This is a genomic window from Leeia speluncae (genome assembly GCF_020564625.1).
GTDB lineage: Bacteria > Pseudomonadota > Gammaproteobacteria > Burkholderiales > Leeiaceae > Leeia > Leeia speluncae.
On the sequence record NZ_JAJBZT010000004.1, the window covers coordinates 278,858 to 293,087 of the forward strand.

Below are 14,230 nucleotides of genomic sequence, written 5' to 3' on the forward strand. Positions count from 1 at the left end.
GGAGAAGTAATATGTATGTTGTAACCGGTGCAGCAGGCTTTATTGGTTCCAATCTTGTAAAAGCGCTGAATGAGCGTGGCATTACCAATATTCTAGCGGTAGATAACCTCACAAAAGGTGACAAATACCGGAACTTGGTTGATTGTGAAATTGCCGATTTTCTGGATAAAGAAGATTTCATCCAGTTAGTGGCCGAAGGTGAGCTAGACGGCCAACTAACCATGATTTTCCATCAAGGCGCATGTTCAGACACGATGGAACATAATGGCCGTTACATGATGGAAAACAACTACCGTTATACGCTGAATCTGTTTGAATTCTGCCAACGAGAAGAAATTCCATTTATTTACGCCTCTAGTGCCGCCGTTTATGGCGCGACAGAAGTCTTCCGTGAAGAACGCGAGTTTGAAGGGCCATTGAATGTCTATGGGTATTCTAAATTCCTGTTCGACCAAATCATTCGTCAACGAATCGATACCCTAACCGCCCCTGTGGTTGGTTTGCGATACTTCAATGTCTATGGTCCACGTGAGCAGCATAAGGGGCGCATGGCATCAGTTGCCTACCACCTATACAACCAGTACTGGGAAAACGGCAAAATTAAGCTTTTCGAAGGATGCGATGGTTACGCCAATGGCTCTCAAATGCGAGATTTCATTTCCGTTGAAGATGTGGTGAAGGTCAATCTTCATTTTATGGATCATCCAGAGGTTGCTGGTATTTTCAACTGCGGTACAGGGCGTGCACAAAGCTTTAATGATGTAGCGGTGACGGTCGCTAATACTTGCCGACATGCAGAGGGTAAATCTATCCTGTCCCTAGAAGAACTGGTCAAAGAAGGGATTTTAGAATACATCACCTTCCCGGATGCACTAAAAGGAAAATATCAAAGCTTTACAGAGGCGGATACGGTCTTACTAAGGGAAGCTGGATATGAAGACGATTTCCTAACTGTACAAGAAGGTACTTCCCGTTATGTGGAGTCTAGACTAAAGGCAGACGGCAAAGCATAAATCTTGACCTATACCAGTAAAAAAGCCCAAGCTGATGTCTTGGGCTTTTTTACTGGTTACGGCGCAGGGTTCGGGTGCTGAGTATGTACCGCTTCAATTGCCTGCAGTATTTCTTCGCTTAGGGTGATATGAACACTTTCAATGTTTTCTTTTAATTGATCAATATTAGTCGCACCAATTAAGTTGCTGGAGACAAAAGGGCGCTGATTGATAAAGGCAAGTGACATTTGTGTTAAAGATAGCCCATATTGCTTTGCAATGGCGGCATATGCAGCGGTTGCCGCTGTGGCTTGGGGATTTGTGTAGCGACTAAAGCGCTCAAACAAGGTTAATCTGGCACCATCAGGCTTTTGGCCATCTAAATATTTGCCAGATAAAACACCAAATGCAAGTGGTGAGTACGCTAGTAATCCAACCTGCTCACGGTAAGAGAACTCTGATAGTCCGACTTCAAATGAGCGATTCAGTAAATTGTACGGGTTTTGAATACTAACAATTCGCGGTAAGTTAAATTTGTCCGCATATTTTAGGAACTGAGCCACACCCCAAGGTGTTTCATTTGAAACACCAACGTACCGAATTTTTCCAGACTTAACTAGTTCGCTTAGTGCGTATAAGGTTTCCTCAATTGCTACGGCGCCAGGGTTGTTTTCTTCTTCTTTAAACCCAAGTTGGCCGAACATGTTCGTTTTACGGTCTGGCCAATGCAATTGGTAAAGATCAATATAATCAGTTTGTAATCGCTTCAAAGAACCTTCCACTGCAGTGCTTAAGTTCTTTAAATTAAAATTTAGCTCTCCATTTCGTACATACCCTGGTTGTTTAGGGTTCTGTGCCGGTCCTGTTGCTTTGGTGGCCAGTATCCAATCCTGACGATCGCCAAACTTAGCAAAATATTCGCCAACGATCTTTTCTGTGGCACCTTGTGTTTCAGGCTTGGGTGGGACAGGGTACATTTCCGCGACATCAATTAAATTAATGCCACTTGCTTTGGCGAAAGTAATTTGAGAATGTGCATCATCTAACGTATTTTGCTCACCCCATGTCATGGTCCCTAAACCAATGAGGCTTACACGAACATCTGTTGTACCAAGTTGTTTATATTGCATCTATGCTGTGCCTTATTAAAAAAAGAGGTAATGTGACTTAGCAAGAGTACGCTAATGTTAACGCTTATATGGATCTAAAATTTAAGATAAATCGAATTAAATCTTAAATGTATTCAACATGCAGATGAAAGACTTTGCTCTTATTTGTATATGAAAAGATAACACAGTAGAAAGGCTTGATGATGTCAAAATTTCAAGGCGCTATCTTAGCGCCAATCCCTGCATTTGCAAGGCACTTACTATGGAAGATACAAGACTTGGCGAAAGTTGAGTTCGCATTAGATGCGATTAAAGAGTTTATTGATGGCGAAAAAATAGCCATTGGGTATGGGAAAAAACTAGTTGATTTGTTAGGGATTGAGAACAATCAGTTAAAGGCGTTTCACCCCCCTGTTGGTGCCCAAAGAGATATTCCCTCTAATGAATATGATTTGTGGCTATGGATCCGTTCTGCGGAGATTGGCGAATTGGTTCACCTCCAGCAGTTACTAGAAAGTAAATTAGCTGGATTGTTTGTGCTTGAAGATGTCGTTCAATGCTTCAAATACAAAGAAGGTCGGGATTTAACCGGCTATGAGGATGGTACAGAGAACCCTGTGGATAAGGATGCCTTGAATGTTGCGGTAGGGGATATGAATGACGCCTATGCTGTTTTGCAAATTTGGCAACATAACCTTAATCGATTTCATTCATTCACGCCTGAAGAGAAGGATCTTCTAATTGGAAGAAGGCTAAAAGATAACGAAGAAATAGAAGACGCGCCAGATTCCGCACATGTGAAAAGAACGGCACAAGAAAGCTTTGAGCCAGAAGCATTTATGGTTAGACGATCAATGCCATGGTCAGACGGTTGTAGTAGTGGATTAGCTTTTTTGTCGTTTGAAAAGAATGGGATGAACGCTTTTGAAAGCCAATTCAAAAGAATGCTTGGGCTTGAAGATGGGGTTGAGGATGGACTGTTTCGATTTTCGGTACCAATAAAAACATCTTACTTTTGGATACCGGAAGTTTAGATGAGATGTAAAAAAAGGCCACCCAAAGGTGGCCTCAATCGTGTCAATCAACGGAGTATCGCTTAAGACTTAGAAGTCGTGTGACAAACCAATGCTGATTGTACGTGCACTAGTATTGCCGGTGGAGGCACTTACTGCTTTGCGATTAATCTTGTCATTCAGATACTCAGCGAAAACGAGTGTGCGCTTAGAAAGTGCATAGTGTGCACCTAGTGTTAGGCGCTTTGCTTTGAAGTCATTTGTGTCTTCAATACCATCGTTTTTCTTGGCTGTAAATTGACCATAAAAAGCACGTAAGGTTACTTGAGGGGTTGCTTTATAGTTTGCAAAAAGGCCATAACCTTTGTTTTCTACCTTGGAAGCAGCATTGTTTTGCTGTTTATACAACTGGCCGCCTAAAGTTAACTCTGGCAACACGTCGTACGCAATACTTACAAGGTTGGCGGTTTCTTTGTTAGCACTGCCAGAAACAGAGGGGGCACCTGTTTTGTTTTGTTCGAAACCCCAATCAATAGATAGTCCATTACCAGAGTAAGATAATCTAGTAGAAATACCTTTGCCTGCCTTAGAAGTTGATGTGGCATTTTCATTGAGATAATACTCAACAGCACCACTGAAACCATTTAAATTAGGGCTTGTATAGTGAATGGCATTATTTTTGCGGTTCTGCTTAACGTTGATAGGGAAATTATAAACCCCATTAGTAACAGAGCTATCAGGATCTGTGTTGTTTTGCTCAAAGAAACCGTTTATACGGTCACTACCAATAAATCCATCAAACTTTGACCCAACGTTATCATATGGAGAGGTAATGCGCCCCAATTTTAATGTGCCAAGTTTTGCGTCGCTTAAACCAACGAAGGTGTCACGTGTTGCAAGAAGACCATTGCCGTTTAATTTTTTTGAGCTAGACAGTGTATCCATGCTTGCATCATCGGCGTTAATACCGCCTTCAGCTTGCCAAACGGTTTTTAGGCCATTACCTAGATCTTCTTCACCTTTGAAACCAATGCGACTTTTAAAGCTAGAAATTTTTGTCTGTGATGTGTGAGAGGTTGAGTTGAGGGTCGTTGTGTTGGCGTCAGAATTTAAAAATTCAACACCCATACGAATTTTACCGTAAATAGTCACATTGCCGCTGTCGGCGAAGACCGTTGGAGAAACGAAAACACCAGCAACGGCTAGTGCAATAACTTTACGCATTTTTAACTCCCTGTTAAAACGTGTTAGAAGGACAGAGAGCGTTATACAGAGGGGAGATTACGAAGTGATTACGTTTATGTGACGGTGAAGTCAGTTAGAGGTGAGTGTTTTAAACGAAGAGAAATAGAAAAGAAAAAAGGCTGCATAGAAAACTAGGCAGCCTTTTAAAATATTTGTGGCCAGAGGCAGAATCGAACTGCCGACACACGGATTTTCAATCCGTTGCTCTACCGACTGAGCTATCTGGCCTATTTTTCTGTGGCCGGAGGCAGAATCGAACTGCCGACACACGGATTTTCAATCCGTTGCTCTACCAACTGAGCTATCCGGCCAAACACAGAAGTCGTGCATTAAACACTAAGAAAAAGCGCGTGTCAACTATTTATGCTTGAAGCGGGTGAATTAATTAAATGAAATAAAGTAGGGAGGGGGATTGAAGTATTACTTACTAACAGGCGTGATATCAGTGGCGGTAATTGTTAATGGGAGGTTGACACATAACATCGGTACGCAATTATTAGTGTAAGTGAGCTTTTTTGTACAAAATTGAAAATTACTGTTGACACAAGTTTTTAATGTCTGCATAATGCGCATCTCTTTTGGAGGGGTTCCCGAGCGGTCAAAGGGATCAGACTGTAAATCTGACGGCACTGCCTTCGAAGGTTCGAATCCTTCCCCCTCCACCAGAAGAATGCTGCAACTAGCGGTCAGAGACGAGGTTGTGTTAAGAAATACAGTCCGAATACTCGACAGAGGTTTTTTAGGGCGGGTGTAGCTCAATGGTAGAGCTGAAGCCTTCCAAGCTTAAGACGAGGGTTCGATTCCCTTCACCCGCTCCAGGTTTCTAGTTGTGCCCATGTAGCTCAGCGGTAGAGCACTCCCTTGGTAAGGGAGAGGTCACGAGTTCAATTCTCGTCATGGGCTCCAACCGCCCTTGGTTGGGTTGTGAACTTTCGCATCTATCTATTTATAAGACGAGGTTTTGCGCAATGGCTAAGGAAAAATTCACGCGGACGAAGCCGCACGTAAACGTAGGTACTATCGGTCACGTTGACCATGGTAAAACTACATTGACAGCAGCGATCACTACAATTCTTTCTAAGAAATTTGGTGGCGAAGCTAAGGGTTACGATCAGATTGATAGCGCGCCAGAAGAAAAGGCGCGTGGTATTACGATTAACACAGCACACGTAGAGTATGAGACAGAAACACGTCACTACGCTCACGTTGACTGCCCAGGTCACGCTGACTATGTTAAGAACATGATTACTGGTGCAGCGCAGATGGATGGCGCGATTCTAGTATGTTCGGCAGCTGATGGTCCTATGCCACAAACTCGCGAGCACATCTTGTTGGCTCGTCAGGTTGGTGTTCCATACATCATCGTGTTCTTGAACAAAGCAGACATGGTTGATGATGCTGAGTTGCTAGAGTTGGTTGAGATGGAAGTTCGTGAATTGCTATCTAGCTACGACTTCCCAGGTGATGATACTCCAATCGTTATCGGTTCTGCTAAGTTGGCGTTGGAAGGTGATCAAGGTCAATACGGCGAGCCAGCAATTCACAAGCTAGCTGAAGCTTTGGATTCTTATATTCCAGAGCCAGAGCGTGCAGTTGATGGTACTTTCTTGATGCCAGTTGAAGATGTATTCTCAATTTCTGGTCGTGGTACAGTGGTTACCGGCCGTATTGAGCGTGGTATCGTTAAAGTTGGTGAAGAAGTTGAGATTGTTGGTCTGAAAGCAACTCAGAAAACAACATGTACCGGTGTTGAAATGTTCCGTAAGTTGTTGGATCAAGGTCAAGCTGGTGATAACGTTGGTGTATTGTTGCGTGGTACAAAGCGTGAAGACGTTGAGCGCGGTCAAGTATTGGCTAAGCCAGCATCTATCAACCCACACACAAAATTCAGCGCAGAAGTTTACGTGTTGTCTAAAGATGAAGGTGGTCGTCATACACCATTCTTCAATGGCTATCGTCCACAGTTCTACTTCCGTACAACAGACGTAACTGGTGCAGTTGAATTGCCAGAAGGTACAGAAATGGTGATGCCAGGTGATAACGTGTCAATCAAAGTTGCTTTGATTGCTCCGATCGCGATGGAAGACGGTTTGCGTTTTGCTATTCGTGAAGGTGGTCGTACCGTAGGTGCGGGCGTTGTTGCTAAGATCATCGAGTAATCGATAGTTGTTCACGAGGGTGAAATTGTCACCCTCCTTACAGGCCAGTAGCTCAATTGGTAGAGTATCGGTCTCCAAAACCGAGGGTTGGGGGTTCGAAGCCCTCCTGGCCTGCCATTCACTCAAGTAGTGCAAATAGAGCATTATCAATAATGACTACGATTGATAAATCAAAACTAGCCGCATCCATCTTATTGGTCGCGGCTGGTCTTGTTGTATTTTATTCGATTCACTCACTTCCAGGCTTTGCCCGTGGAGGCATCGTTTTGGTGTCTGTTGTGGCAGCTTTGGTGTTGATGTTGACGACAGAAATGGGTTCTTCGTTTAAGGGTTATGCGGCAGATTCTCTGAAAGAGGCGAAGCGTGTAACGTGGCCAACGAGAAAAGAAACGTTGCAAATGACGGGTGTTGTTTTGTTGTTTGTAGTGGTGCTTGCGATCTTTATGTCGTTGGTGGATTGGAGTTTGGGTAAATTCTTTTACTCGTTTCTATTGAATAGGGGTTGAACATGGCGATGAGATGGTATGTTGTTCATGCCTATTCAGGTTTTGAGAAGAGTGTGCAAAGAGCGCTACAAGAAAAAATTAATCGTAGCGAACTTCTTGAAAAGTTTGGTAGAATCTTGGTCCCTGTCGAAGAGGTGGTCGAGGTTAAGGGTGGTCACAAAAGTATTACCGAGAGAAAGTTTTTTCCGGGGTACGTTTTGGTTGAGATGGATATGTCCGACGAGACGTGGCATTTGGTGAAAAGTACACCAAAAGTCACTGGTTTTGTTGGTGGTTCTGGAAACCGTCCTGCGCCTATTTCGCAAAAAGAAGTAGACGATATCTTGCATCAAATGCAAGAAGGTGTTGAAAAGCCAAAACCTAAGATTCTTTTTGAGGTCGGCGAGTCGGTTCGTGTGATTGACGGGCCATTCACTGACTTTAATGGGTCTGTGGAAGAAATTAATTACGATAAAAGTAAGTTGCGTGTTTCTGTTCTTATTTTTGGTCGTGCAACACCGGTAGAATTGGATTTTTCTCAGGTCGAGAAGCTTTGAGTCTTCTTGATGAGATAAAAATGCCTCACATATTGAATGTGGGGCGTTTGTATGTAACGGGGAGCAGTATTAATTTCTGCGTTATTACCCATTTGAAGGAGTAGTATTGTGGCAAAGAAAATTGTTGGCTTAATTAAGCTACAAGTGCCTGCAGGTAAGGCAAATCCATCTCCACCTATTGGTCCAGCGCTAGGTCAGCGCGGTCTAAATATTATGGAATTTTGTAAGGCCTTTAACGCGGCTACACAAGGTGTAGAGCCAGGTCTGCCAATTCCAGTGGTAATTACAGCTTACGCGGACAAGTCTTTCACATTCGTGATGAAGACTCCTCCAGCTACTATCTTGATCAAAAAAGCAATTGGTCTACAAAAAGGTAGTCCGAAGCCTCATACCGACAAAGTTGGTAAGTTGACTCGTGCTCAAGCTGAAGAAATTGCAAAAACAAAAATGCCAGACTTAACAGCTGCTGATTTAGATGCTGCTGTTCGTTGTATTGCTGGTAGCGCCCGTTCAATGGGCGTAGAGATGGAGGGTTAATCATGGCGAAAATCTCTAAGCGTTTGAAAGAGCTTCGTTCTAAAGTTGACTCTACAAAACTATATCCAATCGAAGAAGCATTGGGTTTGATTAAAGAAACTGCATCAGCAAAGTTTGATGAGTCTGTAGATGTATCAGTTAACCTAGGTGTTGATGCACGTAAATCTGACCAGGTTGTTCGTGGATCAGTAGTGTTGCCGCGTGGTACAGGTAAGTCTGTTCGTGTTGCTGTTTTTGCACAGGGTGCAAACGCAGAAGCCGCTAAAGCAGCTGGTGCAGATATTGTTGGCTTTGAAGATCTAGCAGAGCAAATCAAAGGTGGCATGCTTGACTTTGATATCGTAATTGCAACACCAGATGCAATGCGTATCGTGGGTCAATTAGGTCAAGTGTTGGGCCCGCGTGGTCTAATGCCTAACCCTAAGGTTGGTACTGTTACTCCTGATGCAGCAACCGCTGTGAAAAATGCTAAGGCTGGTCAGGTTCAATACCGTACAGACAAAGCAGGTATCATCCATTGCACAATTGGTCGCGCTTCATTTGAACAAGCTGCTTTGCGTGAAAACCTAGGTGCGTTGATCGAGGCGTTGGTAAAAGCCAAGCCAGCATCAAGCAAAGGTGTTTACCTTCGCAAGGTCGCAGTTAGCAGCACCATGGGCTTGGGTGTGCGTGTAGATACAGCAACCGTACAAGCTTAATAAAGAATAAGTAGTGAGATCGCAAGATCTCATGCTTTGGGCTGCAAGTTAGATTTTCTAACTTGCAGATCGTCAAAGACCGCAGGTTGTTAATTCTGTCAAAAACAGAAGCCTGCGCAGATGGTGATCCCTAATGCAGGAATTTAGATTAAACACTCCTGAACTAAGGTCGCCGAGGTGAAATTCTGGTAACGGAATTTCGTGTTAATAGGAGGATAGGCCTTGGGTCTCAATCTCGAAGATAAAAAAGCCGTCGTGGCTGAAGTCGCTGCAGAAGTTGCAAAGGCTCAGACCATTGTTTTGGCTGAATATCGTGGTATCCAAGTTAGCCAACTTACTCAACTTCGTGCAAATGCTCGTAAAAGTGGCGTTTACCTGCGTGTATTGAAAAATACATTGGTACGCCGTGCTGTTCAGGGAACTTCATTTGAAGGTCTTGCTGAGCATATGAGTGGTCCGATTATCTATAGTATCTCTGAAGATGCTGTAGCGGCTGCAAAAGTGTTGAACGACTTTGCTAAAGCAAATGACAAGTTGGTTCTAACTGCTGGTTGTTACGATGGTAATGTACTAGATAAAGCAGGTGTACAAGCTCTTGCCTCTATCCCAAGTCGCGAAGAATTACTTGCTCGCTTGTTGGGTGTTATGCAAGCCCCTGTTTCTGGCTTTGCTCGTGCATTGGCTGCTTTGGCAGCACAAAAAGGCGAAACTGAATCAGTTTAATTTTAAATAAACTGAGTTTTGCTTAACGATTTTGAATTTGGAGTGATTTACAAATGGCAATTACTAAAGACGATATCCTTGAAGCCGTAGGCGCAATGTCTGTGATGGAATTAAATGACCTTGTTAAGGCATTTGAAGAAAAATTCGGTGTTTCAGCTGCTGCAATGGCAGTTGCTGCTCCAGCTGCTGGCGGTGCTGCTGCTGCTGAAGAAAAAACTGAATTTGACGTTGTGCTAACTGCAGCAGGCGACAACAAGGTTAACGTAATTAAAGTAGTTCGTGCTATTACTGGCCTAGGCTTGAAAGAAGCTAAAGACCTAGTTGATGGCGCACCTAAGACAGTTAAAGAAGGTGCATCTAAAGCTGATGCTGAAGCTATCAAGAAACAACTTGAAGAAGCAGGCGCTAAAGCTGAGATCAAGTAATCTACTTGAACGTAGCAAATCAGGCTGGCGGGAAACCGTCGGCCTTGTTTGCTTTGTACTTTTTGGTTGTGCAGTTACCAAACAACAGCCTAATTTGTCGGCCGAACAAGTAAGCTGTTCTTTGCTTTCTGCGGCATTTACCTCCTTGGAGTCTCTATGAGTTACTCTTTTACAGAGAAAAAGCGCATCCGTAAGAGTTTTGCGAAGCGTGCGAGTGTTTTAGAAGTTCCTTTTTTGCTTGCTACGCAAATTCAGTCGTACACTGCATTCTTGCAGGCGGATCAAAATCCTGAAAATAGAAAATCTGAAGGTCTGCAAGCAGCTTTCAATTCGATCTTCCCAATTGCTAGCCATACTGGTAATGCAAGATTAGAATTTGTTAGCTATACCTTAGGTACCCCTCCGTTTGATATGACTGAATGTCAACAGCGTGGTATTACCTATGCAGCACCACTACGGGCTCGTGTCAGACTAACTATCATGGACCGTGAGGCAAGCAAGCCGACTGTTAAAGAAGTAAAAGAGCAAGAAGTCTATATGGGTGAAATCCCTCTGATGACTCAAGCAGGTTCTTTTATTATTAATGGTACCGAGCGTGTGATCGTTTCTCAGTTACATCGTTCACCAGGTGTATTCTTCGAGCATGATAAAGGTAAGACACATAGCTCAGGTAAGCTATTGTTCTCTGCAAGAATTATTCCATATCGTGGCTCATGGCTAGATTTTGAGTTTGATGCGAAAGATCTTCTGTACTTCCGTATCGACCGTCGTCGTAAGATGCCTGTCACTATTTTACTTCGTGCACTTGGCTACAATAATGAGCAGATCTTGTCTGAGTTCTTCTCTTTCGATAAGGTATTTGTAAGTAGCTCAGAAGTAAAAATTGCGTTGGTGCCAGAGCGCTTAAAAGGCGAAGTTGCGAAGTTTGATATTAAAGATGCTTCAGGCAAAGTAATTGTTGCTAAAGACAAGCGTATCACTGCAAAACACATCAAAGATATTACAACAGCTGGTTTAACTGAGTTGTCAGTGCCAGATGAAATGGTTGTAGGGCGTGTGTTTGCACGTAATGTAATTGACCCATTGACCGGTGAAGTATTGGCGCTGGCAAATGAAGAAATTACAGAGTCATTGCTGAATAAGCTTCAGATTGCAGGTGTTAAAGAGCTGGATCTAATCTATACAAATGATTTGGATTACGGTGCATTTATTTCACAAACGATGCGCTTGGATGATACTGCAGATCTGAATGCTGCACGTATCGCTATTTATCGCATGATGCGACCAGGTGAACCGCCAACTGAAGATGCAGTAGAGACACTGTTCGCTCGTTTGTTCTTTGCTGAAGAAACATATGACTTATCTAAAGTAGGTCGTATGAAATTCAACCGTCGCATTGGCGTTGATGAAATTATTGGTGCAGGTACATTGTCAAATGAAGACATTGTAGCCGTCATTAAAATTCTTGTTGAATTACGTAACGGTCGCGGTGAAGTTGATGATATCGATCACCTTGGTAACCGTCGAGTCCGTTCTGTCGGTGAGTTGGCAGAAAATCAATTCCGTGCAGGTTTAGTACGTGTAGAACGTGCTGTGAAAGAGCGTTTATCACAAGCCGAATCAGAAAACTTGATGCCGCATGATTTGATCAATGCAAAGCCTGTTAGTGCTGCCATTAAAGAGTTTTTTGGGTCTTCGCAGTTGTCGCAGTTTATGGACCAAACGAACCCTCTTTCAGAGATTACTCACAAGCGTCGTGTTTCAGCACTTGGCCCTGGTGGTTTGACTCGTGAACGTGCTGGTTTTGAGGTTCGTGACGTTCATCCAACTCATTATGGTCGTGTGTGTCCGATTGAAACGCCTGAAGGTCCAAACATTGGTTTGATCAACTCTTTGGCGATCTATGCGCGCACGAACGAGTATGGTTTCTTAGAAACACCATACCGCAAAGTAGTTGATTGTAAAGTTACTGATCAAATTGAATATCTATCAGCCATTGAAGAAGGTAGATATGTGATTGCTCAGGCAAATGCTGCATTAGGCACTGATGGTAGTCTGCTAGATGAAATCGTAACTTGCCGTGAAAAAGGTGAAACGATTCTGGCTAATAAAGACCAAGTGCAATACATGGATGTTGCACCAAGTCAGATTGTTTCTGTTGCGGCTTCATTGATTCCATTCTTGGAGCATGATGATGCGAACCGTGCATTGATGGGTGCAAACATGCAGCGTCAGGCGGTTCCATGCCTAAGACCAGAAAAATCATTTGTTGGTACCGGAATTGAGCGTACTGTTGCGGTCGACTCGGGAACGGCGGTTAAGGCTGGTCGTGGTGGTGTTGTAGATTATGTTGATGCTGGTCGTATTGTTATTCGTGTGAATGATGATGAGACAAGTGCAGGTGAAGTTGGTGTTGATATTTACAACCTAGTTAAATACACCCGTTCAAACCAAAACACTAATATCAACCAGCGTCCTATCGTTAAGGTGGGCGATCGTGTTGCACGTCATGATGTGATCGCTGATGGTGCTTCAACAGATTTGGGTGAACTGGCGCTAGGTCAAAACTTGCTAGTAGCCTTCATGCCATGGAACGGTTATAACTTTGAAGATTCGATTCTAATCTCTGAAAAAGTTGTGGCAGATGATCGCTATACAACAATTCATATTGAAGAATTATCAGTTGTTGCGCGTGATACTAAGCTTGGCCCTGAAGAAATTACTCGTGATATTTCGAACCTATCAGAGCGCATGCTATCTCGCTTAGATGAGAGCGGCATTGTTCATATTGGTGCGGAAGTAGAGGCGGGTGATGTGCTTGTTGGTAAGGTAACACCTAAAGGCGAAACACAACTCACCCCTGAAGAGAAATTGCTTCGTGCGATCTTTGGTGAGAAGGCCTCTGATGTTAAGGATACATCGCTTCGCATTCCAACAGGCATGAGTGGTACCGTTATTGGTGTTCAAGTCTTTACACGCGAAGGCATTCAGCGTGATGCTCGCGCTCAATCAATTATTGATGACGAGCTGAAGCGCTTTAAGATTGACCTAGCTGACCAAATGCGTATTTTGGAAAGTGATGCATTTGAACGTATCAAAAAGATGCTTACTGGAAAAACAGCCAATGGTGGACCTAAAAAGCTAGCTAAGGGTGCGGTGCTTGATTCTGCCTATCTGGATTCAGTATTGCCTCATGACTGGTTTGATATCCGTTTAGCAGATGAAGATGCTGCTAGACAGTTGGAACAGCAAAAAGAAATTCTGGCGCAGAAACGCGTAGAATTTGATCAATTGTTTGATGAAAAGCGCCGTAAGTTGACACAAGGTGATGAATTGTCACCTGGTGTTCAAAAGATGGTTAAAGTTTACATTGCTGTTAAACGCCGCTTACAACCTGGTGACAAGATGGCTGGTCGTCACGGTAACAAGGGTGTGGTTTCACGTATTGTACCAATTGAAGATATGCCGCATATGGCAGACGGTACGCCAATGGATATTGTGTTGAACCCACTAGGTGTTCCATCACGTATGAACGTTGGTCAGATTCTTGAAACTCACTTGGGTTGGGCTGCTAAAGGGTTGGGTCGTCGCATTGATGAGATGATTCGCCAGCAACGCAATGTAGAAGAAGTTCGTTCTTTCTTAGAAAAAGTCTATAACTCAACTGGTAAAGCTGAAACGCTAGATGAGTTTACAGATACAGAGATTAAAGAACTTGCTCAAAACTTACGTAACGGTGTTCCATTTGCTACGCCGGTGTTTGATGGTGCAAAAGAGTCTGAAATTCGTGAAATGCTAAATCTAGCATTCCCAGATGAAGATCCGCGCACTCATGCATTAGGTTTTACACCTACTAAAACACAGTTGCGCTTGTATGACGGCCGCACTGGAGAGATTTTTGAGCGCCCTGTAACGGTTGGTTACATGCATGTACTTAAGTTACATCACTTGGTTGATGACAAGATGCATGCACGTTCAACTGGACCGTACTCATTAGTTACTCAGCAACCATTGGGCGGTAAAGCACAGTTTGGTGGTCAGCGTTTCGGTGAGATGGAGGTTTGGGCGCTGGAAGCATATGGTGCTGCATACACCTTGCAGGAAATGTTGACGGTTAAATCCGATGATATTACTGGTCGTACAAAAGTGTATGAAAATATTGTCAAAGGCGATCATAAGATCGATGCTGGCATGCCGGAATCATTCAATGTATTGGTAAAAGAGATTCGTTCTCTTGGTATCGATATTGATCTGGAACGTTTTTAATTTATCGAAGGACAGCCAGAA

At 43.4% G+C, this 14,230-nt stretch carries 12 protein-coding genes and 6 tRNA genes; 14 read left to right on the top strand and 4 right to left on the bottom strand.

Features of this window, described 5'->3' with window-relative positions; all coding sequences use genetic code 11:
• The first annotated feature begins 11 nt into the window (after positions 1 to 11).
• Positions 12 to 1,013 carry an ADP-glyceromanno-heptose 6-epimerase gene (rfaD, locus tag LIN78_RS09220; RefSeq protein ID WP_227180507.1) on the top strand — a complete coding sequence of 334 codons (1,002 nt, stop codon included), beginning with the start codon at positions 12 to 14 and terminating at the stop codon, positions 1,011 to 1,013.
• Positions 1,014 to 1,069: 56 nt separating this feature from the next.
• Here rfaD and LIN78_RS09225 read toward each other — a convergent pair whose 3' ends face one another.
• Complete coding sequence (locus LIN78_RS09225) at positions 1,070 to 2,122, bottom strand: NADP(H)-dependent aldo-keto reductase (protein WP_227180508.1); 1,053 nt, start codon at positions 2,120 to 2,122, stop codon at positions 1,070 to 1,072.
• Positions 2,123 to 2,304: 182 nt separating this feature from the next.
• On the opposite strand from LIN78_RS09225, the gene LIN78_RS09230 reads away from it, so the two are divergent.
• A complete protein-coding gene (locus LIN78_RS09230; RefSeq protein WP_227180600.1) occupies positions 2,305 to 3,135 on the top strand; it encodes a Dyp-type peroxidase in 831 nt (276 codons plus the stop codon).
• A 69-nt stretch (positions 3,136 to 3,204) separates the two neighbouring features.
• Here LIN78_RS09230 and LIN78_RS09235 read toward each other — a convergent pair whose 3' ends face one another.
• The 3 genes from LIN78_RS09235 to LIN78_RS09245 all read right to left on the bottom strand — a co-directional run bounded on the left by LIN78_RS09235 (position 3,205) and on the right by LIN78_RS09245 (position 4,670).
• On the bottom strand, positions 3,205 to 4,338 hold the full coding sequence (locus LIN78_RS09235) for a porin (protein ID WP_227180509.1): 1,134 nt from the start codon (positions 4,336 to 4,338) through the stop codon (positions 3,205 to 3,207).
• Between the two features lie 176 nt (positions 4,339 to 4,514).
• Positions 4,515 to 4,587, bottom strand: a tRNA-Phe gene (locus LIN78_RS09240).
• 10 nt (positions 4,588 to 4,597) lie between these two features.
• Positions 4,598 to 4,670 (bottom strand) — tRNA-Phe (locus LIN78_RS09245).
• Positions 4,671 to 4,939: 269 nt separating this feature from the next.
• Here LIN78_RS09245 and LIN78_RS09250 point away from each other — a divergent pair.
• From LIN78_RS09250 to rpoB, 12 genes are all read left to right on the top strand, one after another.
• Positions 4,940 to 5,024: transfer RNA gene (locus LIN78_RS09250), tRNA-Tyr, on the top strand.
• Between the two features lie 79 nt (positions 5,025 to 5,103).
• Positions 5,104 to 5,177, top strand: a tRNA-Gly gene (locus LIN78_RS09255).
• A 13-nt stretch (positions 5,178 to 5,190) separates the two neighbouring features.
• Positions 5,191 to 5,265: transfer RNA gene (locus LIN78_RS09260), tRNA-Thr, on the top strand.
• A gap of 62 nt (positions 5,266 to 5,327) precedes the next feature.
• Complete coding sequence (gene tuf / locus LIN78_RS09265) at positions 5,328 to 6,518, top strand: elongation factor Tu (protein ID WP_227180510.1); 1,191 nt, start codon at positions 5,328 to 5,330, stop codon at positions 6,516 to 6,518.
• A 41-nt stretch (positions 6,519 to 6,559) separates the two neighbouring features.
• A tRNA-Trp gene (locus LIN78_RS09270) sits at positions 6,560 to 6,635 on the top strand.
• A gap of 35 nt (positions 6,636 to 6,670) precedes the next feature.
• A complete protein-coding gene (gene secE, locus LIN78_RS09275) occupies positions 6,671 to 7,024 on the top strand; it encodes a preprotein translocase subunit SecE (protein WP_227180511.1) in 354 nt (117 codons plus the stop codon).
• 2 nt (positions 7,025 to 7,026) lie between these two features.
• Positions 7,027 to 7,560, top strand: a complete 534-nt coding sequence (nusG, locus tag LIN78_RS09280; protein WP_227180512.1) for a transcription termination/antitermination protein NusG — start codon at positions 7,027 to 7,029, stop codon at positions 7,558 to 7,560.
• Between the two features lie 108 nt (positions 7,561 to 7,668).
• Positions 7,669 to 8,097 carry a 50S ribosomal protein L11 gene (rplK, locus tag LIN78_RS09285; protein ID WP_227180513.1) on the top strand — a complete coding sequence of 143 codons (429 nt, stop codon included), beginning with the start codon at positions 7,669 to 7,671 and terminating at the stop codon, positions 8,095 to 8,097.
• A 2-nt stretch (positions 8,098 to 8,099) separates the two neighbouring features.
• Positions 8,100 to 8,795: a 50S ribosomal protein L1 gene (gene rplA, locus LIN78_RS09290; protein ID WP_227180514.1), complete on the top strand. Its 696-nt coding sequence runs from the start codon at positions 8,100 to 8,102 to the stop codon at positions 8,793 to 8,795.
• 222 nt (positions 8,796 to 9,017) lie between these two features.
• On the top strand, positions 9,018 to 9,518 hold the full coding sequence (rplJ, locus tag LIN78_RS09295; protein WP_227180515.1) for a 50S ribosomal protein L10: 501 nt from the start codon (positions 9,018 to 9,020) through the stop codon (positions 9,516 to 9,518).
• 53 nt (positions 9,519 to 9,571) lie between these two features.
• On the top strand, positions 9,572 to 9,943 hold the full coding sequence (gene rplL / locus LIN78_RS09300) for a 50S ribosomal protein L7/L12 (RefSeq protein ID WP_227180516.1): 372 nt from the start codon (positions 9,572 to 9,574) through the stop codon (positions 9,941 to 9,943).
• 156 nt (positions 9,944 to 10,099) lie between these two features.
• Positions 10,100 to 14,209, top strand: a complete 4,110-nt coding sequence (gene rpoB, locus LIN78_RS09305; protein WP_227180517.1) for a DNA-directed RNA polymerase subunit beta — start codon at positions 10,100 to 10,102, stop codon at positions 14,207 to 14,209.
• Positions 14,210 to 14,230: the final 21 nt, after the last annotated feature.